Genomic DNA, 21,500 nt, shown 5'->3' on the forward strand with positions numbered 1-21,500 from the left:
GGTTATATCCATGTCGCAAACCACGTACCGGTTTTAATCGGTCGTGTACTACAGCGTTGCCGTCAGCCCGTAATAAAACCGTAAAGGTTCCAAGTCGGTAACTGGGGCTCCCTGATGAATCGTTGCCGCTGTTGTTATTCGTCCCGTCAACCAGCCTTTGCAGGTCTCGTGCCGACTTGGCGTAAAAGGAATGCAACAAGCGTGCAAGAAAACAATCACCGTTGATGAAATTTTCACATTTTTCAGCGAAAAGGCTGTGAAGCGCCGGAAACACGGGGGTGCTACTGTCTGATGGTATGCCGATTTTTTCTGTGAGGTTTGTCGCCAGAAGCTGCCATTAAAGTCAATGTGTTACCGAGGATTGTTCATCCTGAGTACTTTGTGCCGCAGTGGGTGTGTTGATCGGAAATTTTTCGCATCATTTTGGTGCGAAAAGTAGCGCGGTGTTACCGGATGTGGCGCATAGCCATCAATGTAGGGGCCAAAAAGGGGCGATACGGGCGCGATGGGTCATGAAGCCCGACCTGAAGCCAGGTATCCTGCACCGATGGTGCTCGCGCAAGTGCGGGCCAATTGGCTAAGTCGGAGGTTGTCGTGTTCGTCCTGGATTCGCGTCTACAGCAGGATTCGCTGGTGTTGGGTGACCTTGAGTTGTGTCGCCTGCTGCTGAGCAAAGATGCCAACTACCCCTGGTTCATCCTGGTACCGCGGCGTGCCGAGGTGAGCGAGTTGTTCCAGTTGAGCGCGGCCGACCAGCAGCAGCTCTGGCAGGAAACCACGCGTTTGGCCGAGGCGCTCAACGGCGAATTCGCGGCCGACAAGATGAACGTGGCCACCCTGGGTAACGTGGTGAGCCAGTTGCACATGCATGTGGTCGTTCGTCATCGCGATGACGCCGCGTGGCCGGCGCCGGTGTGGGGCAAGGTGCCTGCCATCGACTACGCGCCTGGGCAGGTCGAGGCTATACAGCAGCGTCTGCGGGCCTTGCTTGGCAACGACTTGAAGGAGGCCTGAGGCTCATGCCATTGGAAGCCCGCATCATTGAGCTGGAAAGCCGCCAGGCGTTCCAGGACGACACCATCCAGGCACTCAACGACGTGCTGGTGGAGCAGAACCGGGTGATTGAGCGCTTGCAGCTGCAGGTGGCTGAATTGCTCAAGCGTTATGAAGAGATGGTCGGTCAATATGAGGCCGGCGGGGAGGAGCCTCCGCCGCCTCATTACTGAGGGCGGCGGGGCAGGGCGTGGGTTAGCGGCGCGAAACCGCGACCACGTCCTCGGCTTGCAGGCCTTTGTCTCGATGCATCACCGAGAACTCCACGCGCTGGCCTTCGACCAGTACGCGGTGGCCTTCGCCACGAATGGCGCGAAAGTGCACGAAGATATCGTCACCCGAGTCGCGAGAGATGAAGCCAAAGCCCTTGGAGGTGTTGAACCACTTCACGGTGCCGGTATCGCGCTTGCCGGCGTCTTGCAGGTTGCCTTGGCTTGCACGGGGCTTGCGGCCGCTGCGGGCGAAGCTGGCGCCCAGGTACGAGGCCACGGCCAAGGCAGCGGCGAACAGCGCTGGCAAGCTGCCAAGCTCCGGGCGCGCGAGCAGGGCGGCGGTCTGCAGCAGTACCGCGCTGACCAGCAAGGCACTGGCCAAGCGTTGCAGCAGTTGGCGGGCACCTTGATAGTAGTTCGAGGCCGCCGGGGCGAAGACCAGGTTGAGCAGGCCAAGCAGGGCCAGGTAGACCGCGTCGGGGTGCTGCAGGAGAGGTGTTGCGTCGGTTCTCAGGCTGGGCATGAGCGATAGCAGCAAAGCCGCCACGCCCGTCAGCAGATGGACGATCTTGAACATTGGGTAGGCTCACATGTGGATAAGGCCGGTCACAGGAAGAGCTGGCAGCACGGTGCGCATGAGATGAGCGCGCGGTCACGCGACTGGCCAGCCTATGCACCCGGCAATAACGATCCGCACGGGTGGCACACTGCCTATTTAACAGCAAAGGCCCAGGCTTCTCAAACCACAGCAGGGTCGAGCTGATGTATTGCGCTGTGTCGCATGCAGCTGCTGGCAAGTCTTGATACAGTGATTCGGCCTGCTTGATCGTCAAGCCTTAGGAAAAGGGGAGATTCATGGCAATCGATATCGGTATCAGCGAAGAAGACCGCAAGTCCATCGTCGAAGGGCTTTCCCGGCTGTTGTCGGATACTTACGTGCTGTATCTGAAAACCCACAGCTTCCATTGGAACGTAACGGGGCCGTCGTTTCGAACGCTGCACCTGATGTTCGAGGAGCAGTACAACGAACTTGCACTGGCGGTCGATTCGATCGCCGAGCGCATTCGTGCGCTGGGTTTCCCGGCGCCTGGCTCCTATGCGTTCTATGCGCGCCACTCTTCGATCAAGGAAGAAGAAGGTGTGCCGGGTGCTGAAGAAATGATCCGCCAGTTGGTCCAGGGCCAGGAAGCGGTGGTGCGCACCGCGCGCAGCATCTTCCCGGTAGTGGACAAGGTCAGTGACGAGCCGACCGCCGACCTGCTGACCCAGCGCATGCAGGTTCACGAAAAAACCGCCTGGATGTTGCGAGTGTTGCTCGACAACAACTGACGGGCAGTCACTGCTGCACCTTCCCTCCAGGCCCGGTTTCGCCAGCGCGCAACCGGGCTTTTCATTGCGAGGGGAAGGTTTTGCCGCTGCTTTGTGTCGGCGCGCCAGCGCTTCATTGCACGACCTGGGTGGTACTCCCACGCAGATTTTTCCGTGCACTGAAATGATGTGGTGAATAGATATGGCGCAAGCAGGCAAGCAGGGTGGTTGGCCGGTCAAGGATTGCAAGGATCCGTTCAAGAGCGATTTCGACATGCAGCAGATCGTGCCGGTCTCGCGTTCCATCCGTTTGAATGGCTTTGCCACCTGTCTGCGCCTGGAGGTGGTCTATTGGCGCATCCTGGAATGTATCGCCGAGGCCAACGGCTGTTCGGTGAGCGCGGTGCTTTCCTATATCGACCGCGAGGTGCACCTGCGCCAGGGGGGCGTGCGCAATTTCAGTGGTCTGGTGCGGGTGATCTGCGTAGCCTGGCTGCAAGAGCCGCCCCGGATACGCTGATCGCCGGGCTGCACTGCACTCCTTAACCATATATAATCTCGCTTTTTGCTGCCCCGGCAGCCAGCGTTATGGTTGACGAGAGACATCCATGCCCCTTTATGACTACCAATGCAGTGCCTGCGACCACCGTCTGGAGGCACTGCAAAAGATCAGCGCCGCGCCGCTGACCGATTGCCCGGCCTGCCAGGCGCCTGCATTGAAGAAGCAACTGTCGGTGCCTGGTTTTCGCCTGAGCGGCAATGGCTGGTATGAAACCGACTTCAAGACCGGGGCGAAAAAGAACCTGGCAGGCGGCGACAAGGCCGACTGAGTTGAATTGCAGCGAGCGGGTCTTGCAGTATTAGCCCCCTGGGCGACCAAGGCCTTCACCGAATACACGAATCACGAGAAGCGAAACGACCATCATGATGCGCAGCCATTATTGCGGCCAACTGAACGAGAGCCTGGACGGCCAGGAAGTCACCCTTTGCGGCTGGGTTCACCGTCGCCGTGACCACGGCGGTGTGATCTTCCTCGACATCCGTGACCGCGAAGGCATGGCCCAGGTCGTGTTCGACCCGGACCGTGCCGACACCTTCGCCGCCGCCGACCGCGTGCGCAGCGAGTACGTTGTGCAGGTCACCGGCAAGGTGCGCAAGCGTCCGGAAGGTGCGGTGAATCCGAACATGGCGTCTGGCGCTATCGAGATCCTGGGTTACCAGCTGACCGTGCTCAACGAAGCCGAGACGCCACCCTTCCCGCTGAACGAATACTCTGACGTCGGCGAGGAAACCCGCCTGCGCTATCGCTTCATCGACCTGCGTCGCCCGGAAATGGCTGACAAGCTGCGTCTGCGCTCGCGCATCACCAGCAGCATCCGTCGCTTCCTCGACGAAAATGGCTTCCTCGATGTCGAGACCCCGATCCTGACCCGTGCCACGCCGGAAGGCGCACGTGACTACCTAGTGCCGAGCCGCACCCACGCCGGTAGCTTCTTCGCCTTGCCGCAGTCGCCACAGCTGTTCAAGCAGTTGCTGATGGTTGCCGGCTTCGACCGCTACTACCAGATCGCCAAGTGCTTCCGCGACGAAGACCTGCGTGCCGACCGCCAGCCGGAATTCACCCAGATCGACATCGAGACCAGCTTCCTCGACGAATCCGAGATCATGGGACTCACCGAGAGCATGATCCGCAAGCTGTTCAAGGAAGTGCTGGACCTGGAGTTCGGCGACTTCCCGCACATGACCTTCGAAGAAGCCATGCGCCGCTACGGCTCCGACAAGCCCGACCTGCGCAACCCGCTGGAGCTGGTCGACGTTGCCGACCAGCTGAAAGACGTCGACTTCAAGGTTTTCGCCGGCCCTGCCAACGATCCGAAGTGCCGCGTCACTGCCCTGCGCCTGCCGGGCGGCGCCAGCATGCCGCGCAGCAAAATCGACGAATACACCAAGTTCGTCGGCATCTACGGTGCCAAGGGCCTGGCCTACATCAAGGTCAACGAGCGCGCCAAAGGCGTTGAAGGCCTGCAGTCGCCGATCGTCAAGAACATCCCTGAGGCCAACCTCAACACCATCCTGGACCGTGTGGGTGCAGTCGATGGCGACATCGTGTTCTTCGGTGCCGACAAGTTCAAAGTGGTCAGCGAAGCGCTGGGCGCACTGCGCATCAAGCTCGGCCACGACTTCAACCTGCTCACCTGCGAGTGGGCGCCGATGTGGGTCGTCGACTTCCCGATGTTCGAGGAAAACGAAGACGGCAGCTTCACTGCGCTGCACCACCCCTTCACCGCGCCGAAGTGCTCGCCTGAAGAGCTGGAGGCCAACCCGGCCACAGCGCTGTCGCGTGCCTACGACATGGTGCTGAACGGCACCGAGCTGGGTGGCGGCTCGATCCGTATCCACCGCAAGGAGATGCAACAGGCCGTGTTCCGTCTGCTGGGCATCGAGGCGGCGGAGCAGGAAGAGAAATTCGGCTTCCTGCTCGACGCCCTGAAGTTCGGTGCGCCGCCCCATGGTGGCCTGGCCTTCGGCCTGGACCGCCTGGTAATGCTGATGACCGGCGCACAGTCGATCCGTGAAGTGATCGCCTTCCCGAAAACCCAGAGCGCTGCTTGCGTCATGACCCAGGCCCCAGGCCTGGTGGACGCCAAGGCGTTGCGCGAGCTGCACATCCGCCTGCGCGAGCAGACCAAGGTCGAGTAAACGGGGCAGGGCGCATCCCTGGGTGCGCCCACGCGCTTCGGCGCAGATTTCATCGTGTTCCGCCCTTCGGGGCGGAACCTGTTTCTGATGCAAGGATTTGGAGTCGTTATGGCCGGTCATTCCAAGTGGGCGAACATCAAGCACCGCAAAGAACGCCAGGATGCCAAGAGAGGCAAGGTTTTCACCAAGTGGATCCGCGAACTGACCGTCGCCGCCAAGCAAGGCGGCCCTGACCCTGCCTCCAACCCGCGTTTGCGCCTGGCCCTGGACAAAGCGTTGGGTGCCAACATGAGCCGCGACATCATCGACCGTGCGGTCGCGCGGGGTGCCGGCACCAACGAAAGCGACAACGTCGAGGAGCTCAGCTACGAAGGCTACGGCCCGGGAGGCGTTGCGATCATGGTCGAGGCCATGACCGACAACCGCAACCGCACCGCAGCCGCTGTTCGCCATGCCTTCACCAAGTGCGGTGGCAACCTTGGCACCGACGGTTCCGTGGCGTACCTGTTCGAACGCAAAGGGCAGCTCAGCTTCGCGCCGGGCGTCGAAGAAGATGCCTTGATGGAAGCGGCCATGGAGGCTGACGCCGATGACGTGGTGGCCAACGATGATGGTTCGTTCGAGGTCTTTACCCCGTTCAACAGCTTCTATGCCGTGCGTAACGCATTGGAAGAGGCGGGTTTCAAGGCCGCCGACGCGGAAATCGTCATGCAGCCGACCACCAGTGCCGAGCTGGATCAGGATGGCGCGCAGAAGGTGCTCAAGCTGATCGACATGCTCGAGGACTTGGACGACGTGCAGAACGTCTACTCCAATGCGCAGATTTCCGATGAGATCATGGAGCAACTTGGCTAGGGTTTTTCCTGGCCTCTATAAAGGCTCTTTACGCGGGCAGGCCCGCCCCCACAGGTGCCGCGTGGTATCTGTGGGGGCGGGCTTGTCCGCGAATACGTTGTCAAATCTTGAAAAACAGGCGCTATGACACTGATTCTTGGTATCGACCCCGGCTCGCGCATCACTGGCTATGGCGTAGTCCGCCATACCGCCCGTGGCTGCGAGTACGTGGCCTCCGGCTGCATCCGTACCGGCAGCGGCGAATTGCATGAGCGTTTGCTGGTGGTGTTTCGTAGTGTCAGCGAGGTCATTCGCCTGCACGAGCCAGTCACCATGGGCATCGAGCGGGTGTTCATGGCGCGCAATGCCGACTCGGCGCTCAAGCTTGGCCAGGCTCGCGGCGCTGCTATCGTGGCGGCCGCCGAGGCGGGTCTTGAGATCGCCGAATACAGCGCCAGCCAGGTGAAGCAGTCGGTGGCCGGAACCGGCGGCGCGAACAAGGAGCAAGTCATGCTGATGGTCATGCACCTGCTCAAGTTGACCCAGAAGCCCCAGGTCGATGCGTCCGACGCCCTGGCTATCGCGTTGTGCCACGCCCACACCCGCTCCAGCCTAGTACCTCATGGTCTAGGGGCGGCGCGGCGGCGCGGCGGGCGCTTGCGTCTGTAGGCGCTTCATGCCCTGATACATATTTTGCCCAGGTGAAATGCTCACCTGGCACTTTTGCTGATAGGGTTGTCCGGTCGCTGAGCCGGGGCCCGAGAAGAAGGATCGGAACGTGATTGGACGTTTGCGCGGCACCCTGGCGGAAAAACAGCCACCGCACCTGATTATCGACGTCAATGGCCTGGGCTACGAGCTGGAGGTGCCAATGACCACACTGTACCGCCTGCCCAAGCTTGGCGAGGCCGTCACCTTGCACACCCACCTGGTGGTGCGTGAGGACGCACACCTGCTCTATGGCTTCTTCGAGAAGCGCGAGCGCGAGCTGTTCCGTGAGCTCATCCGTCTCAATGGGGTAGGGCCGAAGCTCGCGCTGGCCTTGATGTCTGGCCTGGAGGTCGATGAGCTGGTGCGCTGCGTGCAGGCCCAGGACACCTCTGCGCTGGTGCGGGTACCAGGCGTCGGCAAGAAAACCGCCGAGCGCTTGCTGGTCGAGCTCAAGGACCGCTTCAAGGCCTGGGAAACCTCGCCGGCCATGTTCACCCTGGTTTCCGACGGTCCGCTGCCGGTGGCCAGCGCCTCCACGGCCGAGGCCGACGCCGTCAGTGCGCTGATTTCGCTGGGCTACAAGCCGCAGGAAGCGAGCAAGGCTGTTTCTGCGATCGAAGGCAAGGCCAACCTGAGCAGCGAAGAGCTGATCCGCCGTAGCCTCAAGGGAATGGTCAAGTGATCGAAGCCGACCGACTGATAGCCGCCAGCGGGCGCGACCGCGAAGAGGTCCAGGACCGCGCCATTCGCCCCCTGAGCCTCGATGAGTACATCGGCCAGCCGGTGGTGCGCGAGCAGATGAGCCTGTTCATCCAGGCGGCGCGTGGGCGCAGCGAGTCGCTCGACCACACCCTGATCTTCGGTCCGCCCGGCCTGGGCAAGACCACCCTGGCCAACATCATTGCCCATGAAATGGGCGTTTCGGTCAAAAGCACCTCGGGGCCTATTCTCGAGCGACCTGGCGACCTGGCCGCCATGCTTACCAACCTCGAGCCGCACGATGTGTTGTTCATCGACGAAATTCATCGCCTGCCGCCGGTGGTCGAAGAGGTGCTCTACCCGGCGATGGAGGACTTCCAGCTCGATATCATGATCGGCGAGGGGCCTGCCGCCCGCTCGATCAAGCTCGACCTGCCGCCCTTTACCCTGGTAGGGGCTACCACCCGTGCCGGGATGCTCACCAACCCGCTGCGCGACCGTTTCGGCATCGTCCAGCGCCTTGAGTTCTACAGCAACCAGGACCTGGCGACCATTGTCAGCCGCTCGGCGAACATCCTCGGCCTGGCCATCGAAGACCAGGGTGCTTTCGAGATTGCGCGCCGCGCCCGGGGTACGCCACGTATCGCCAACCGGCTGTTGCGCCGAGTACGTGACTACGCCGAGGTGCGAGGCAAGGGCCACATCACCAAGGCGATCGCCGACAAGGCACTGAACCTGCTGGATGTCGATGAGCGTGGCTTCGATCATTCCGACCGACGTCTGCTGCTGACCATGATCGAAAAATTCGATGGCGGCCCGGTGGGGGTGGACAACCTGGCGGCGGCCATCAGCGAAGAGCGCCATACGATTGAAGATGTGCTGGAGCCCTACTTGATCCAGCAGGGCTACATCATGCGCACACCACGTGGCCGTGTGGTCACTCGGCACGCCTATTTGCACTTTGGCCTGAATATTCCTGGGCGTTTCGCCGAGGGTGGGGAATTTTCCGATCCGGACGATGAATGACAGATCGAAACGGGGTTTTCGTGGTCTTAGCGCTGGCACTCCACGAGGGAGCTGACAATAAGATACTTCCGAAAAAACAGTTGCCATGGCGGATTGGCAAGCTGAGGAGTAAGCACTAGAGTATGCGCGCGCAAAATTGGCCGGAATCGTTCGCACACCGCTGTCGCGTCTATTACGAGGACACCGATGCGGGTGGGGTTGTCTACTACGTCAATTACCTGAAATTCATGGAGCGTGCACGCACCGAGCGGCTGCGTCACCTGGGCTTTTCCCAATCGGAGCTGGCCGGTGAAAACCTGTTGTTCGTGGTCCACTCCAGCGAGGCGCGCTATCACGCGCCAGCCCGTCTGGATGATGAATTGCGGGTCACCGCGCAAGTGCTTGAACTCAATCGTGCCAGCCTGCGCTTCGTGCAGCAGGTCTGGCGTGAAAAAGATGCAACACTGCTCTGCGAAGGGCAGTTCCTGGTGGCTGCCGTGCGCGCCGACACTTTCAAACCCCGGGCCATTCCCCCAGCGCTGCGCGACGCCTTCCTGGCGGACGGGCCGGGTAATCAATCCAACGCAGGAGAATAAGCGTGGAAGCAAACGTCGTCGACCATACCTCCATGTGGAGCCTGGTCGCCAATGCCAGCATCGTGGTGCAGCTGGTGATGCTGAGCCTGGTGTTAGCCTCGGTGACCTCTTGGGTCATGATCTTCCAGCGCAGCAACATGCTGCGCGCCGGTCGTCGTGCGCTGGACGCTTTTGAGGAGCGCTTCTGGTCGGGCATCGATCTGTCCAAGCTGTACCGCCAGGCGGGCAGCAACCCTGACCCGGACTCGGGTGTCGAGCAGGTCTTCCGGGCCGGCTTCAAGGAGTTCTCGCGCCTGCGCCAGCAACCGGGCGTCGACCCGGACGCGGTCATGGAAGGTGTCGGGCGTGCCATGCGCGTTGCCATCTCCCGCGAGGAAGAAAAGCTCGAGCAGAGCCTGCCGTTCCTGGCCACCGTCGGTTCCACCAGCCCGTACATCGGCCTGTTCGGCACCGTCTGGGGCATCATGAACTCCTTCCGCGGCCTGGCCAGCGCCCAGCAGGCCACCCTTGCCACCGTGGCCCCAGGCATTGCCGAAGCATTGATTGCCACGGCGATCGGCCTGTTCGCAGCGATTCCGGCGGTTATCGCCTACAACCGTTTCTCTGCGCGCAGCGAAGTGCTGATCGGCCGTTACTACACGTTCGCCGACGAGTTCCAGGCGATCCTGCACCGCAAAGTGCACACCAGCGAAGAGTGATCAGGTAGACATCCATGGCCCGAGTTCGCCAAAAACGCAAGCCGGTCGCCGAGATGAACGTGGTGCCCTACATCGACGTGATGCTGGTGCTGCTGGTCATCTTCATGGTGACCGCACCCATGCTCAACCAGGGCGTGAAGGTCGACCTGCCCAAGGTTTCCAGCGAAGCCTTGCCGCAGGACAACAACGTGCAGATCCTCACCATCTCGATCAAGGCCGACAAGACCTACTACTGGAACCTCGGTAGTGAAGTCGACACCGATAAACAGATGGACCGGGCCATGACCCTGCCGGACATGACCAGCGCGGTGACCAAGATCATCGCCGCCGGCCGTGACCAGGGCAAGCAGACCCAGGTGTTCATCCGCGGTGACAAGGCCGTTGACTACGGCTCGGTCATGGGGGCCATGGGCGGGTTGCAGCAGGCCGGTGTCGGTAACGTTGGCCTGATTACCGAGGCGCCCTGATGCAGCAGCGAGAGCCCTCCGCCTCGGAAAGCTACTTCTGGCCCAGTGTCTGGGCCATCGGCCTGCACGTGCTGGTGTTCGCCATGTTGTTCGTCAGCTTTGCCATGACGCCCGAGCTGCCACCTTCCAAGCCGATCGTCCAGGCTACGCTGTACCAGCTCAAGTCCAAGAGCCAGGCGACCACCCAGACCAACCAGAAGATCGCCGGTGAGGCCAAGAAAACCGCTTCGCGCCAGACCGAGGTCGAGCAGTTGGAGCAGAAGAAGGTCGAGCAGGAGGCCGTGAAGGCCGCGGAACAAAAGAAAGCCGACGCAGCTCAAAAGGCTGAAGAGGCTCGCGAGGCCGCCGAGGCGAAGAAGGCTGAAGAGGCCGCCAAGGTTGCCGAAGCCAAGAAGGCCGAAGAGGCGAAGAAGCAGCAGGCTGACATCGCCAAGAAGAAAGCCGAGGAAGAAGCCAAGAAACAGGCTGCCGAGGAGGCGAAGAAGAAAGCCGCCGAAGACGCCAAGAAGAAGGCTGCCGAGGACGCCAAGAAAAAGGCAGCGGCCGACGAAGCCAAGAAAAAGGCAGCCGATGAGGCCAAGAAGAAGGCCGCAGCGGACGCCGAGAAGAAAAAAGCACAGGAAGCAGCTCGCAAGGCGGCAGAGGACAAGAAGGCACAGGCCCTGGCCGAGTTGCTGTCCGACACCACCGAGCGCCAGCAGGCCCTGGCTGACGAGCAAGGTGACCAGGTAGCGGGTGACTTCGACGACCTGATCCGCATGCGTGCGGCTGAAGGTTGGGCGCGTCCGCCCTCTGCGCGCAAAGGCATGACGGTAGTCCTGCAGATCAACATGCTGCCGGACGGTACGATCACCAACGTGAGCGTGTCCAAGTCCAGTGGCGATGGTCCGTTCGACAGTTCCGCAGTCGCCGCAGTGAAGAACATTGGTCGCTTGACCGAAATGCAGGGCTTGAAGCCGAACGAGTTCAATCCGTATCGTTCGTTCAAGATGACATTTACACCTGAGGATCTAGCGTTGTGATTAAACGTCTGAGAGGACTGCTGGTCATGCTCTGCTGCGTGGCAGGCATGGCGGTGGCAGAGGAAAAGAACATCCTGGTCACCAGTGGCAGCGACAGGGCGACGCCCATCGCGGTAGTGCCCTTCGGCCTGCAGGGTGGCAGCGTGCTGCCGGAAGACATGGCCGATATCATCGGCAATGACCTGCGCAACTCCGGCTACTACGCGCCGATTCCGCGGCAGAACATGATCAGCCAGCCTACCCAGGCCAGCGAAGTGATTTTCCGCGATTGGAAAGCCTTGGGTGCCCAGTACGTGATGGTCGGCAGCATCGTGCCATCCGGCGGTCGCCTGCAGGTGAGCTACGCGCTATTCAACGTCGCGACCGAGCAGCAAGTGCTGAGCGGCAGTGTCGGTGGCGGTGTCGACCAGTTGCGTGACATGGCGCACTACATTGCCGACCAGTCGTTCGAGAAGCTCACCGGCATCAAGGGTGCATTCTCCACTCGCATGCTGTACGTGACTGCCGAGCGTTTCTCTGCCAACAACACCCGCTATACCTTGCAGCGTTCTGACTATGACGGCGCGCGCGCGGTTACCTTGCTGCAGTCCCGTGAGCCGATCCTGTCGCCGCGCTTCGCGCCGGATGGCAAGCGTATCGCCTACGTGTCGTTCGAGCAGAAGCGTCCGCGCATCTTCGTTCAGCACATCGATACCGGTCGTCGTGAGCAGATCACCAACTTCCAGGGCCTCAACGGCGCACCAGCCTGGTCGCCGGACGGTTCGCGCCTGGCGTTCGTACTGTCTAAAGATGGCAACCCGGACATCTATGTGATGAACATGGGCTCGCGCCAGATCAGCCGCGTCACCGCCGGCCCGGGTATCAATACCGAACCGTTCTGGGGCAAGGATGGCAGCACGCTTTACTTCACTTCCGACCGTGGCGGCAAACCGCAGATCTACAAAACTTCCGTCAGTGGCGGTGGCGCAGAGCGGGTAACTTTCGTGGGTAACTACAACGCCAACCCGAAATTGTCGGCAGATGAAAAGACCCTGGTGATGATTCACCGCCAGGATGGCTTCACCAACTTCAAGGTGGCCGCCCAGGATCTGCAACGTGGAAGTGTAAAGATTCTTTCGGAGACCAGTCTTGATGAGTCTCCCACTGTTGCGCCAAACGGCACCATGCTAATCTACGCCACCCGCCAGCAGGGTCGGGGAGTCTTGATGCTCGTGTCGCTTAACGGCCGTGTGAGGCTCCCACTTCCTACCGCTCAAGGCGAAGTCAGAGAACCGTCCTGGTCCCCCTACCTGAACTGATTGCGGCGTAACACTTTTGCTTAACACACTGGGGTTTCATTAGGAGTTTCACGATGGAAATGCTGAAGTTTGGTAAATTCGCTGCGCTGGCTCTGGCCATGGCCGTAGCTGTAGGTTGCTCCTCCAAGGGCGGTGACAACGCTGGTGAAGGCGCTGTTGACCCGAACGCTGGCTACGGTTCCAACACCGGCGCTGTCGACGGTTCCCTGAGCGAAGAAGCTGCCCTGCGCGCAATCACCACCTTCTACTTCGAGTACGACAGCTCGGACCTGAAGCCAGAAGCCATGCGCTCCCTGGACGTCCACGCCAAGGACCTGAAAGCCAACGGCAGCCGCGTTGTCCTGGAAGGTAACACCGACGAGCGCGGTACCCGCGAGTACAACATGGCTCTGGGCGAGCGTCGCGCCAAAGCCGTTCAACGCTACCTGGTCCTGCAAGGCGTTTCGCCTGCTCAGCTGGAACTGGTTTCCTACGGCGAAGAGCGTCCAGTTGCTACCGGCAACGACGAGCAGTCCTGGGCTCAGAACCGTCGCGTAGAACTGCGTAAGTAAGTTCTTATGCGTATGTGCCGTCGTGTTGTAACCGTCCTCGCCCTCAGCCTGCCGCTCTCGGCATGGGCTGCGGTACCTGTAGTAGATGACAACGGGGGCAGCTATCCGCCCTCGGGTTATGGCACGAGCGGCGCCTATGCCGGAGCAGGGGCTTCTGCCCCTGCTTCCGCGCAGGGCCAGCTGTTCTTGCAGCTGCAACAGATGCAGGACCAGATTTCCCGCCAGCAAGGCATCATCGAAGAGTTGCAGAACGATGTGTCTCGCATGAAGCAGGAAAACCTGGAACGCTACCAGGATCTGGACCGTCGCATCAGCAGTGGCGTCGCGCCTGCTGCAACCCCCGAGAATTCCCCGTCCGGCGGCACGCCTGCCACCGGAGCACCCGCCACTGATGGCGGTGCCAGCGCCCAGCAACCTGCCGCAGGCAGCGAGCCAGGCGACCCGGCAAAAGAAAAGCTGTACTACGATGCAGCCTTCGACCTGATCAAGCAGAAGGACTTCGACAAGGCCAGCCAGGCTTTTGGCGCCTTCCTGCGTCGATACCCCAACAGCCAGTACGCCGGTAATGCCCAGTACTGGTTGGGTGAAGTGAACTTGGCCAAGGGCGACCTGCAAGGTGCCGGCCAGGCTTTCGCCAAGGTCAGCCAGCTTTACCCCAAGCACAGCAAAGTGCCTGATTCACTGTACAAGCTGGCCGACGTCGAACGTCGTCTTGGCCACACAGACAAGGTCAAAGGCATTTTGCAGCAGGTCATCACCCAGTACCCCGGCACTTCCGCTGCGCAACTGGCCCAGCGTGACCTGCAGAAGCTCTAAGTTGCACCTTTAGAAAGAAACCCGCGCTCGCCGCGGGTTTTTTCGTTAGAATCTTTGCCCTTTTTTCGTAAACACGCTGCTGCGGATAACGCTATGTCGAGTCCGCGGCAGTGCCTGATGGAGGCGGATGGCCTGTTTAGCTGTCACGCCCGTGGCGATCATGCAAGACACATTACGCATCACCGAAGTTTTTTACTCTTTGCAGGGTGAAACACGAACGGCTGGGCTGCCCACCGTATTCGTGCGCCTCACCGGCTGCCCCTTGCGTTGCCAATACTGCGACAGCGCCTACGCCTTCAGCGGCGGCACTGTGCGCACCCTCGATGACATCCTCGAGCAAGTAGCAGGTTTTCGTCCGCGCTATGTGTGTGTCACTGGCGGTGAGCCGCTGGCTCAGCCCAATGCGCTGCCATTGATGAAGCGCCTGTGCGATGCGGGCTATGAGGTTTCCCTGGAAACCAGCGGTGCCCTCGATGTCTCGAAGGTGGACGCCCGTGTCAGTCGGGTGGTCGACCTCAAGACCCCGGGCTCCGAGGAGTCGCACCGTAACCTCTACGAGAACATCGAGCACCTGACCCGCAACGACCAGGTCAAGTTCGTCATCTGTTCGCGTGAGGACTACGACTGGGCGGTATCCAAGCTGATCCAGTACAACCTGGCCGAGCGTGCCGGCGAGGTGCTGTTCTCACCCAGCCACCATCAGGTGAACGCCAGCGACCTGGCTGACTGGATCGTCGCCGACAACCTGCCCGTACGTTTCCAGTTGCAGCTGCACAAGCTGTTGTGGAACGACGAACCAGGGCGCTAAGACCAAGAGAGTGAACGACATGACTGAGAAACGCGCAGTAATCCTGTTGTCCGGCGGCCTGGATTCGGCCACCGTAGTCGCCATGGCCAAGGCCGAGGGCTACAGCTGCTACACCATGAGCTTCGATTATGGCCAGCGCCATCGTGCCGAATTGAACGCCGCCGCGCGGGTGGCTCGCGACCTGGGTGTGGTCGAGCACAAGGTAATCGGCCTGAACCTCAATGGTATCGGCGGTTCGGCACTGACCGACAGCAGCATCGACGTCCCCGAGGCGCCGACCGAGGGCATTCCGGTAACCTACGTGCCTGCACGCAACACCGTGTTCCTGTCCCTGGCCTTGGGCTGGGCGGAAGTGCTGGAGGCGCGGGATATCTTCATCGGCGTCAACGCGGTGGATTACTCCGGTTACCCAGACTGCCGCCCCGAGTTCGTCGAGGCGTTCGAGCGTATGGCCAACCTGGCCACCAAGGCGGGTGTAGAAGGGCAGGGCTTTCGTATTCAGGCGCCATTGCAGAACCTGAGCAAGGCACAGATCATCGAGGCTGGCGTTGCACGGGGTGTGGACTACAGCCTCACGGTGTCCTGCTACCAGGCCGATGACCAAGGCCGCGCCTGCGGAAAATGCGACAGCTGCCGCCTGCGTGCCGAGGGCTTCAGCGCGGCGGGTGTGGCGGATCCAACGCCCTATTTTTCAAAAAAATCCTGATGGGGTGTTGATTTCCTGTTAGGAATCAGTAATATACGCGCCATCCAACGGGTCGTTAGCTCAGTTGGTAGAGCAGTTGGCTTTTAACCAATTGGTCGTAGGTTCGAATCCTACACGACCCACCATATTCCACCCGATGCGAGCGACTGGCTTCGGTGTGAAGCGATACGAAAAACCCGCCTATACGGCGGGTTTTTTCGTTTCATCCCAATACTTTTTGAAGGCTGCGTCGGCTTCAGTCGTTCAACTTCGACGCCATCTCACGCACTCGCTGCACATCGGCCTTGGCAACTTTGGCCAGCCCTGTGCCGTATTCGCTATCGGCCTTGTAGAAGTACGACAGCATGATGTAGCGACTCTCCTCATCTGTAATTGCCAACGCCTCGCCCAGGCTGTCGATCAGGTCTTTGCGCTCTTTGTTGCTGTAGGAGCGAAACAGTTCGCCCGCCTGCTTGAAGTTCTGCTCGCGCTGGATCTTCGCTTGTTGGGTCGTGCCGCTCAGGGGCGTTTCGACATAACGCGCGCTGGCTTGTTCGCTGCGTGGCTGCAAGCGGCTGGGTTGGTAGTTGACCCCACTGGTGGTTTGCCCTGCATTCAAGGCGCCGTCCTGGTTGAGGGTATTGACCTCGCTGCGCGGGCGGTTGACCGGCAGGCTCAGGCTGTTGGCACCGATGCGATACATCTGCGTATCGGCGTATGAGAACAGGCGGCCTTGCAGCAAGCGGTCTTCCGAGGGCTCGATGCCCGGCACCAGGTTCGATGGCGCCATGGCCACTTGCTCGGTTTCCTGGAAGAAGTTGCCGACGTTGCGGTTGAGCACCATCTGGCCGATCTTGCGCTCTGGCACGTCTGGCCAGATCTTGGTCGCATCCAGCGGGTCGAAGTCGAACTGGGCCAGTTGCTCGGGCTTGAGCACCTGGATGTACAGGTCCCATTTCGGGTAGTTGCCCTGGTTGATCGCGCTGACCAGGTCGTGGGTCATGTGGCTGTAGTCTCGCGCCTGAATCTCGGCCACCTGGCGTGGGTCCAGGTTTCTCTGGCCTTGCAGGGTTTTCCAGCGGAACTTCACGTAGTGCACTTCACCCTTGGCATTGACCAGCTTGTAGGCGTGCACGCTGTTGCCGTCCATTTCCCGATAGTTGGCCGGCGTGCCTTCGTTGGAGTAGAGCAAGGTCAGGGTGCGGGTGGCTTCCGGCACGTGGGAGAAGAAGTCGAAGCGTCGCGAGTCGTCATCGAGGTTGCTGCGCGGGTCTGGCTTGAAGGCGTGGACCATGTCTGGAAACTTGATCGCATCGCGAATGAAAAAGGTCGGGAAGTTGTTGCCGACCAGGTCCCAGTTACCATCAGCGGTGTAGAACTTGGTGGCGAAGCCGCGTGGGTCGCGCAGGGTTTCCGGCGAATGATTACCGTGCACCACGCTGGAGAAGCGCACGAATACGGGCGTGTGTTCGCCTTGATGGAATACCTTGGCGACGGTCAGGTCGCTGATGTCGGCGGTGGCGGTGAACTCGCCATGAGCGCCGGTGCCGCGGGCATGTACCACGCGTTCAGGGATGCGCTCGCGGTCGAAGCGCTGCAACTTCTGGATCAGCTGCACGTCTTGCAACAGTACCGAGCCGTTGGGGCCGGCGGTCTGCGAGTTCTGGTTGTCGCCCACTGGTGCGCCGTTGTCGCGGGTCAGTGGCGTGGCGTAAGTGGTGCCCGAGATAAGGCTGGTGGCGAGCAATACACTGGCGTAGCAGGGGGCAGTACTGCGAGGGTTTTTCATGCGAGGAACTCCTTGTTCTGCGTCTTGGTGCGCAGCCAAAACTTAAGGAGCTGGTGGGGAGGGGGATAATTGAAAATATCAACACTGGCCATAGGGATATTTCATTACGGTATACCGCCAAACCGTCTAGCGCAGCTATTTCAAAGGCCCTTGGGCGTCGCCGGCCCCCATTAGCCTAACGGGGGCCGGCGCTGGATCACGCCTTGGGGAAGTCCGCCGCGATGCTCACAGCCTCCCAGGTATCGATGTCGTCGAGCACCTTGCGCAGTTTGCTACGTGCGCTGTTCACTGCCGCCTGCCCGAGCAGCAGGCGAAGTGGCGCTGTCGGCGCTTCGACCGTGTTGACGATGGCCACCGCAGCACGCTTCGGGTCACCGGGCTGCTGACCGCTGTAGCCGCGGATGGTGTCCAGGCGCGCCCCGGCAGTGGCGGCGTAGTCGTCCAGCACCGTGGCACGCTGCCCGGCAGAGCGCCCCGCCCAGTCGGTGCGGAACGGCCCCGGCTCGATCAGCAACACGCGGATACCCAATGGCGCGACTTCCTGGGCCAGCGACTCGGACAGCGCCTCCACCGCGAATTTGCTGGCGTTGTAGAAGCTCAAGGCCGGCAGCGCCACCAGGCCGCCCACCGAAGACAGGTTGACGATACTGCCGGCGCGACGCTTGCGCATGCCGGGCAGCACGGCGCGGGTCATGGCCGCCAGCCCCCAGACATTGATTTCGAACATGCGCCGCACTTCGGCTTCATCGCTTTCCTCCAGCGCACCGAAGTAGCCGATGCCAGCGTTGTTGACCAGCACGTCGATCTGTCCGAAGTGGCTCTCGGCCGCGCTCACCGCCGCCTTGACCTGCTCCGCTTCACTGACGTCCAGGGCTAGCGCCAGGGCTTGTTGCGGGTAGCGCGCGGCCCATTCGTCGACCTGCTCGAGGCGTCGCGCGGTCACTACCACGCGGTAGCCCTCCTGCAACAAGTGGCTTGCCAGTTCGCGGCCAAAGCCGGTGGAGCAGCCGGTGATGAACCAGACGGGTTTCGTCGAGGGTGCGGTCATTTCGTTTCTCCAAGTGCGTTGCTTTCATCGAATGTGGTTGCGTCGCCTCGTGCATGACGGTGCAGTGGCCGGTTGCCGGCAAGAGCACGCAACAGCACATAGAACACAGGGGTCAGGAACAGCCCGAACAGGGTCACGCCGAGCATCCCGGCGAACACCGTGATACCCATCACCTGGCGCACTTCGGCGCCGGCGCCACTGGCATACACCAGTGGTAGCACGCCCATGATGAAGGCCAGCGACGTCATCAGGATTGGCCGTAGCCGCAAGCGGCAGGCCTCGATCACCGCCTGCATCGGGGTGCGTCCGGCGAACTCCAGCTCGCGGGCGAACTCGACGATCAGAATAGCGTTCTTCGCTGACAGCCCCACCAGCACCATCAGGCCGATCTGGGTGAACACGTTGTTGTCGCCGTCGGTCAGCCACACCCCCAGCAGCGCCGAGAACATCGCCATGGGCACGATCAGGATGATGGCGAACGGCAACGCCAGGTTCTCGTACAGCGCCGCCAGCACCAGGAATACCAGCAGCACCGCCAGGGGCAGCAGCCACAGTGCCGAGTTGCCGGCCAGTTGCTCCTGGTAGGTCAGGTCGGTCCATTCCATCGCCATGCCCGCTGGCAGCACCTGGGCAGCGACGCGCTCCACGGCGGCCTTGGCCTGGCCGCTGGAGTAGCCGGGGGCGGCAGCGCCACTGACATCTGCGCTGGGGAAGCCGTTGTAGCGCATGGCCCGTTCCGGGCCGAAGCCGGGGCTCAGTTGCAGTAGCGCCGAGAGTGGGATCATCTGGCCGTTGTTGGCGCGCACGTGCAGCGCGGCGATGTCCTCGGCGTGGGCACGAAACGGCGCGTCGGCCTGCACCCGGACGGTGAAGGTGCGGCCAAAACGGGTGAAGTCGTTGACATACAGGCTGCCCAGGTAGATCTGCAGGGTCCTGAAGATGTCGCTGACTTCCACCCCTAGCTGGCGCGCCTTGACCCGGTCGACCTCGGCATGTAATTGCGGCACGTTGACCTGGAAGCTCGAGTACAGCCCCGTCAGCTCAGGGGCTTTCGCCGCCTCGGCGATGAACGCCTTGGTGGCGGCGTCCAGGGCCGGGTAGCCCAGCGCTGCCCGGTCTTGCAGTTGCAGGCGAAAACCGCCGGTGGTGCCCAGGCCACGCACTGGCGGCGGGCTGAACAGCACCACCCGTGCCCCCTGGATCACCGCGAAGCGCCGTGACAGTTCGGCGGAAATGGCCCAGGCCTGCTGCGAGGCTTCGGTACGTTCACTGAACGGCTTGAGGTTGATGAAGGCAATGCCGGCGTTCGAGCTGTTGGTGAAGCCGTTCACCGACATACCCGGAAACGCCAGGGACGCTCGAACATCCGGGTGCGCCAGGGCGATCTCGCTGACCTGGCGCACCACCTGTTCGCTGCGCTCGAGGGTGGCGCCGTCCGGCAGTTGCACCACCGCCAGCAGGTAGGTACGGTCCTGTGCCGGCACGAAGCCGCCGGGCACCTGGCGCAACAGCACCACCGTGAGGCCAGCCAGCACCAGGTACAGCCCCAGCAGCAGCCCCTTGCGTGCCAGCACCCGGCCAAGGCTGTGCCCGTAGCCCTCGGCGCCGCGCTGGAACAGGCGGTTGAAGCGCTGGAAGAAGCCACCCAGCAGGCGATCCATGATTCGCGTGAGCCTGTCCTTCGGTGCCCCGTGGGGCTTGAGCAGCAGGGCTGCCATGGCCGGTGACAGGGTCAGCGAGTTGAACGCCGAGATCACCGTGGAAATGGCAATGGTCAGGGCGAACTGGCGGTAGAACTGCCCGGTCAGGCCGCTGCTGAAGGCCAGCGGCACGAACACCGCGCACAGCACCAGGGCGATCGCCACGATCGGCCCGGACACTTCGCGCATTGCCACGTAGCTGGCCTCGCGTGGCGACAGGCCGTTGGCGATGTTGCGCTCGACGTTCTCCACCACGACGATGGCATCGTCCACCACGATGCCGATCGCCAGCACCAGGCCGAACAAGGTCAAGGTGTTGATCGAAAAACCGAAGGCGAGCATCACCGCAAAGGTGCCGACCACCGACACCGGAACCGCCAGCAAGGGAATCAGCGAAGCACGCCAGGTTTGCAGGAACAGGATCACCACCAGCACCACCAGGGCGATGGCCTCGAGCAGGGTGGTGGTCACCGCCTGGATCGAGGTGGTGACGAATTGGGTAGGATCGAACACGATCCGGTAGTCCACGCCTTCGGGCATGTGCTGTTGCAGCTCGGCCATCACTTCGCGCACCTGGTTGCCGATGGCCACGGTGTTCGACCCCGGCGCCTGCAGCACGAACAGCGCCGCCGCTGGCTGGTTGTCGAGCAAGGCCCGGGCGGCGTATTCGGCGCTGCCCAGCTCGATACGTGCCACATCACCCAGCCGCGTCAGCTGGCCGTCGGCGCCGCTGCGCACGACGATCTCGGCGAACTGGCGTTCGTCTTCAAGGCGCCCGCGCAGGTTGATCGACATCTGCGTGGTCACGTCTTCCATGCTGGGCATGCCGCCGATTATGCCGGCGGCGGCCTGCACGTTCTCGCGGCGAATCGCCTCGACCACCTCGTTGGCCGCAAGGCCCCGGGCGGCAAGCTTGTGCGGGTCGAGCCAGATGCGCATGGCGTACTCGCCTGCACCGCGCACCTGCACGTTGCCGACGCCATCGATGCGTGCCAGGCGGTCGCGTACCTGCAACAACGCGTAGTTGTTCAGGTAGGCCATGTCGTAGCGGCCGTCGGGCGAGTACAGGTGCACCACCAAGGTCAGGTCGGGCGTGCTCTTGACCGTGGTCACGCCGAGGCGGCGCACCTCTTCGGGCAAGCGCGGCTCGGCCTGGGTGACACGGTTCTGCACCAGTTGCTGGGCCAGGTTCGGGTCGGTGCCCAGGCGAAAGGTGACGGTGAGGGTCAGCAGTCCGTCGCTGGTGGCCTGGCTGCTCATGTAGAGCATGTTCTCCACGCCGTTGATCGACTCCTCCAGCGGCATCGCCACGGTCTGGGCGATCACCTGCGGCTCGGCGCCGGGAAAGCGCGCAGTGACCACCACGGTCGGCGGCACCACCTCGGGGTATTCGGAAACCGGCAGCAAGGGAATGGCCACCAGGCCCGCCAGCAGCACCAGTACCGAGAGCACACCGGCGAAGATCGGCCGGTCGATGAAATAGTGGGCGATCTTCATGGC

The 21,500-nt window shown here is 61.8% G+C and carries 23 protein-coding genes and 1 tRNA gene; 20 read left to right on the forward strand and 4 right to left on the reverse strand.

The genetic code is table 11. The features are described 5' to 3' along the window. The first annotated feature begins 594 nt into the window (after positions 1-594). A complete protein-coding gene (locus ACQKPE_RS12100) occupies positions 595-1,014 on the forward strand; it encodes an HIT family protein (RefSeq protein ID WP_427666077.1) in 420 nt (139 codons plus the stop codon). A 5-nt stretch (positions 1,015-1,019) separates the two neighbouring features. After that, positions 1,020-1,226: a SlyX family protein gene (locus ACQKPE_RS12105; protein ID WP_427666078.1), complete on the forward strand. Its 207-nt coding sequence runs from the start codon at positions 1,020-1,022 to the stop codon at positions 1,224-1,226. Positions 1,227-1,248: 22 nt separating this feature from the next. Here the strand turns inward: ACQKPE_RS12105 and ACQKPE_RS12110 are convergent, their stop codons facing one another. After that, entirely contained in the window at positions 1,249-1,842 is a 594-nt protein-coding gene (locus ACQKPE_RS12110) for a cold shock domain-containing protein membrane protein (RefSeq protein ID WP_427666080.1), read from the reverse strand. Positions 1,843-2,120: 278 nt separating this feature from the next. On the opposite strand from ACQKPE_RS12110, the gene ACQKPE_RS12115 reads away from it, so the two are divergent. The 18 genes from ACQKPE_RS12115 (at position 2,121) to ACQKPE_RS12200 (ending at position 15,609) form a co-directional block, all read left to right on the forward strand. Then, complete coding sequence (locus tag ACQKPE_RS12115) at positions 2,121-2,594, forward strand: Dps family protein (protein ID WP_375098246.1); 474 nt, start codon at positions 2,121-2,123, stop codon at positions 2,592-2,594. A 181-nt stretch (positions 2,595-2,775) separates the two neighbouring features. Continuing rightward, positions 2,776-3,093 carry a ribbon-helix-helix domain-containing protein gene (locus tag ACQKPE_RS12120; RefSeq protein ID WP_427666083.1) on the forward strand — a complete coding sequence of 106 codons (318 nt, stop codon included), beginning with the start codon at positions 2,776-2,778 and terminating at the stop codon, positions 3,091-3,093. Positions 3,094-3,181: 88 nt separating this feature from the next. Beyond that, complete coding sequence (locus ACQKPE_RS12125) at positions 3,182-3,403, forward strand: FmdB family zinc ribbon protein (RefSeq protein WP_427666085.1); 222 nt, start codon at positions 3,182-3,184, stop codon at positions 3,401-3,403. A 94-nt stretch (positions 3,404-3,497) separates the two neighbouring features. After that, entirely contained in the window at positions 3,498-5,273 is a 1,776-nt protein-coding gene (gene aspS / locus ACQKPE_RS12130) for an aspartate--tRNA ligase (protein ID WP_427666087.1), read from the forward strand. Positions 5,274-5,381: 108 nt separating this feature from the next. Then, complete coding sequence (locus ACQKPE_RS12135; protein ID WP_427666089.1) at positions 5,382-6,128, forward strand: YebC/PmpR family DNA-binding transcriptional regulator; 747 nt, start codon at positions 5,382-5,384, stop codon at positions 6,126-6,128. Positions 6,129-6,251: 123 nt separating this feature from the next. Beyond that, on the forward strand, positions 6,252-6,776 hold the full coding sequence (gene ruvC, locus ACQKPE_RS12140; RefSeq protein WP_427666091.1) for a crossover junction endodeoxyribonuclease RuvC: 525 nt from the start codon (positions 6,252-6,254) through the stop codon (positions 6,774-6,776). A 109-nt stretch (positions 6,777-6,885) separates the two neighbouring features. Beyond that, a complete protein-coding gene (ruvA, locus tag ACQKPE_RS12145) occupies positions 6,886-7,500 on the forward strand; it encodes a Holliday junction branch migration protein RuvA (protein WP_427666093.1) in 615 nt (204 codons plus the stop codon). Then, positions 7,497-8,543, forward strand: a complete 1,047-nt coding sequence (gene ruvB / locus ACQKPE_RS12150; protein WP_427666095.1) for a Holliday junction branch migration DNA helicase RuvB — start codon at positions 7,497-7,499, stop codon at positions 8,541-8,543. The genes ruvA and ruvB overlap by 4 nt, the downstream gene beginning before the upstream one ends. A gap of 122 nt (positions 8,544-8,665) precedes the next feature. Then, positions 8,666-9,118 carry a tol-pal system-associated acyl-CoA thioesterase gene (gene ybgC / locus ACQKPE_RS12155; RefSeq protein WP_427666097.1) on the forward strand — a complete coding sequence of 151 codons (453 nt, stop codon included), beginning with the start codon at positions 8,666-8,668 and terminating at the stop codon, positions 9,116-9,118. A gap of 2 nt (positions 9,119-9,120) precedes the next feature. Further along, entirely contained in the window at positions 9,121-9,816 is a 696-nt protein-coding gene (gene tolQ, locus ACQKPE_RS12160; RefSeq protein WP_427666099.1) for a protein TolQ, read from the forward strand. Positions 9,817-9,830: 14 nt separating this feature from the next. After that, entirely contained in the window at positions 9,831-10,283 is a 453-nt protein-coding gene (gene tolR, locus ACQKPE_RS12165; protein WP_427666100.1) for a protein TolR, read from the forward strand. Further along, positions 10,283-11,305, forward strand: coding sequence for a cell envelope integrity protein TolA (tolA, locus tag ACQKPE_RS12170; protein WP_427666102.1), 1,023 nt, complete (start codon positions 10,283-10,285; stop codon positions 11,303-11,305). Before tolR ends, tolA begins: the two co-directional genes overlap by 1 nt. 26 nt (positions 11,306-11,331) lie before the next feature. Next, a complete protein-coding gene (tolB, locus tag ACQKPE_RS12175; protein WP_427666104.1) occupies positions 11,332-12,603 on the forward strand; it encodes a Tol-Pal system beta propeller repeat protein TolB in 1,272 nt (423 codons plus the stop codon). Between the two features lie 53 nt (positions 12,604-12,656). Further along, positions 12,657-13,154: a peptidoglycan-associated lipoprotein Pal gene (gene pal / locus ACQKPE_RS12180; RefSeq protein ID WP_427666106.1), complete on the forward strand. Its 498-nt coding sequence runs from the start codon at positions 12,657-12,659 to the stop codon at positions 13,152-13,154. A gap of 6 nt (positions 13,155-13,160) precedes the next feature. Further along, positions 13,161-13,970: a tol-pal system protein YbgF gene (ybgF, locus tag ACQKPE_RS12185; RefSeq protein ID WP_427666107.1), complete on the forward strand. Its 810-nt coding sequence runs from the start codon at positions 13,161-13,163 to the stop codon at positions 13,968-13,970. A gap of 160 nt (positions 13,971-14,130) precedes the next feature. Beyond that, a complete protein-coding gene (gene queE, locus ACQKPE_RS12190; RefSeq protein WP_427666108.1) occupies positions 14,131-14,778 on the forward strand; it encodes a 7-carboxy-7-deazaguanine synthase QueE in 648 nt (215 codons plus the stop codon). 19 nt (positions 14,779-14,797) lie between these two features. Further along, the gene (gene queC / locus ACQKPE_RS12195; RefSeq protein WP_427666110.1) at positions 14,798-15,484 is read left to right on the forward strand and encodes a 7-cyano-7-deazaguanine synthase QueC; all 687 of its coding nucleotides are present in this window, start codon (positions 14,798-14,800) and stop codon (positions 15,482-15,484) included. A 49-nt stretch (positions 15,485-15,533) separates the two neighbouring features. After that, positions 15,534-15,609: transfer RNA gene (locus ACQKPE_RS12200), tRNA-Lys, on the forward strand. Between the two features lie 110 nt (positions 15,610-15,719). On the opposite strand, the gene katB is transcribed toward ACQKPE_RS12200, so the two are convergent. The 3 genes from katB to ACQKPE_RS12215 all read right to left on the reverse strand — a co-directional run bounded on the left by katB (position 15,720) and on the right by ACQKPE_RS12215 (position 21,497). Next, entirely contained in the window at positions 15,720-17,252 is a 1,533-nt protein-coding gene (gene katB / locus ACQKPE_RS12205; RefSeq protein WP_427666111.1) for a catalase KatB, read from the reverse strand. 196 nt (positions 17,253-17,448) lie between these two features. Beyond that, on the reverse strand, positions 17,449-18,300 hold the full coding sequence (locus ACQKPE_RS12210) for an oxidoreductase (protein WP_427666113.1): 852 nt from the start codon (positions 18,298-18,300) through the stop codon (positions 17,449-17,451). Beyond that, positions 18,297-21,497, reverse strand: a complete 3,201-nt coding sequence (locus ACQKPE_RS12215; RefSeq protein WP_427666114.1) for an efflux RND transporter permease subunit — start codon at positions 21,495-21,497, stop codon at positions 18,297-18,299. The genes ACQKPE_RS12210 and ACQKPE_RS12215 overlap by 4 nt, the downstream gene beginning before the upstream one ends. Positions 21,498-21,500: the final 3 nt, after the last annotated feature.

Origin of the sequence: Pseudomonas sp. NPDC089554 (assembly GCF_050280645.1) — a bacterium.
GTDB lineage: Bacteria > Pseudomonadota > Gammaproteobacteria > Pseudomonadales > Pseudomonadaceae > Aquipseudomonas.

Bases quoted from the DNA above. Each gene is read 5' to 3' on its own strand.
- katB (WP_427666111.1), bottom strand. From the start codon at position 17,252: ATGAAAAACCCTCGCAGTACTGCCCCCTGCTACGCCAGTGTATTGCTC.
- ACQKPE_RS12115 (WP_375098246.1), top strand. From the start codon at position 2,121: ATGGCAATCGATATCGGTATCAGCGAAGAAGACCGCAAGTCCATCGTC.
- ACQKPE_RS12110 (WP_427666080.1), bottom strand. From the start codon at position 1,842: ATGTTCAAGATCGTCCATCTGCTGACGGGCGTGGCGGCTTTGCTGCTA.
- ybgC (WP_427666097.1), top strand. From the start codon at position 8,666: ATGCGCGCGCAAAATTGGCCGGAATCGTTCGCACACCGCTGTCGCGTC.
- queC (WP_427666110.1), top strand. From the start codon at position 14,798: ATGACTGAGAAACGCGCAGTAATCCTGTTGTCCGGCGGCCTGGATTCG.
- ruvC (WP_427666091.1), top strand. From the start codon at position 6,252: ATGACACTGATTCTTGGTATCGACCCCGGCTCGCGCATCACTGGCTAT.
- ACQKPE_RS12125 (WP_427666085.1), top strand. From the start codon at position 3,182: ATGCCCCTTTATGACTACCAATGCAGTGCCTGCGACCACCGTCTGGAG.
- ACQKPE_RS12105 (WP_427666078.1), top strand. From the start codon at position 1,020: ATGCCATTGGAAGCCCGCATCATTGAGCTGGAAAGCCGCCAGGCGTTC.
- tolA (WP_427666102.1), top strand. From the start codon at position 10,283: ATGCAGCAGCGAGAGCCCTCCGCCTCGGAAAGCTACTTCTGGCCCAGT.
- tolR (WP_427666100.1), top strand. From the start codon at position 9,831: ATGGCCCGAGTTCGCCAAAAACGCAAGCCGGTCGCCGAGATGAACGTG.
- aspS (WP_427666087.1), top strand. From the start codon at position 3,498: ATGATGCGCAGCCATTATTGCGGCCAACTGAACGAGAGCCTGGACGGC.
- ACQKPE_RS12215 (WP_427666114.1), bottom strand. From the start codon at position 21,497: ATGAAGATCGCCCACTATTTCATCGACCGGCCGATCTTCGCCGGTGTG.
- ACQKPE_RS12120 (WP_427666083.1), top strand. From the start codon at position 2,776: ATGGCGCAAGCAGGCAAGCAGGGTGGTTGGCCGGTCAAGGATTGCAAG.
- ACQKPE_RS12210 (WP_427666113.1), bottom strand. From the start codon at position 18,300: ATGACCGCACCCTCGACGAAACCCGTCTGGTTCATCACCGGCTGCTCC.
- tolB (WP_427666104.1), top strand. From the start codon at position 11,332: ATGCTCTGCTGCGTGGCAGGCATGGCGGTGGCAGAGGAAAAGAACATC.
- queE (WP_427666108.1), top strand. From the start codon at position 14,131: ATGCAAGACACATTACGCATCACCGAAGTTTTTTACTCTTTGCAGGGT.
- pal (WP_427666106.1), top strand. From the start codon at position 12,657: ATGGAAATGCTGAAGTTTGGTAAATTCGCTGCGCTGGCTCTGGCCATG.
- ACQKPE_RS12135 (WP_427666089.1), top strand. From the start codon at position 5,382: ATGGCCGGTCATTCCAAGTGGGCGAACATCAAGCACCGCAAAGAACGC.
- ybgF (WP_427666107.1), top strand. From the start codon at position 13,161: ATGCGTATGTGCCGTCGTGTTGTAACCGTCCTCGCCCTCAGCCTGCCG.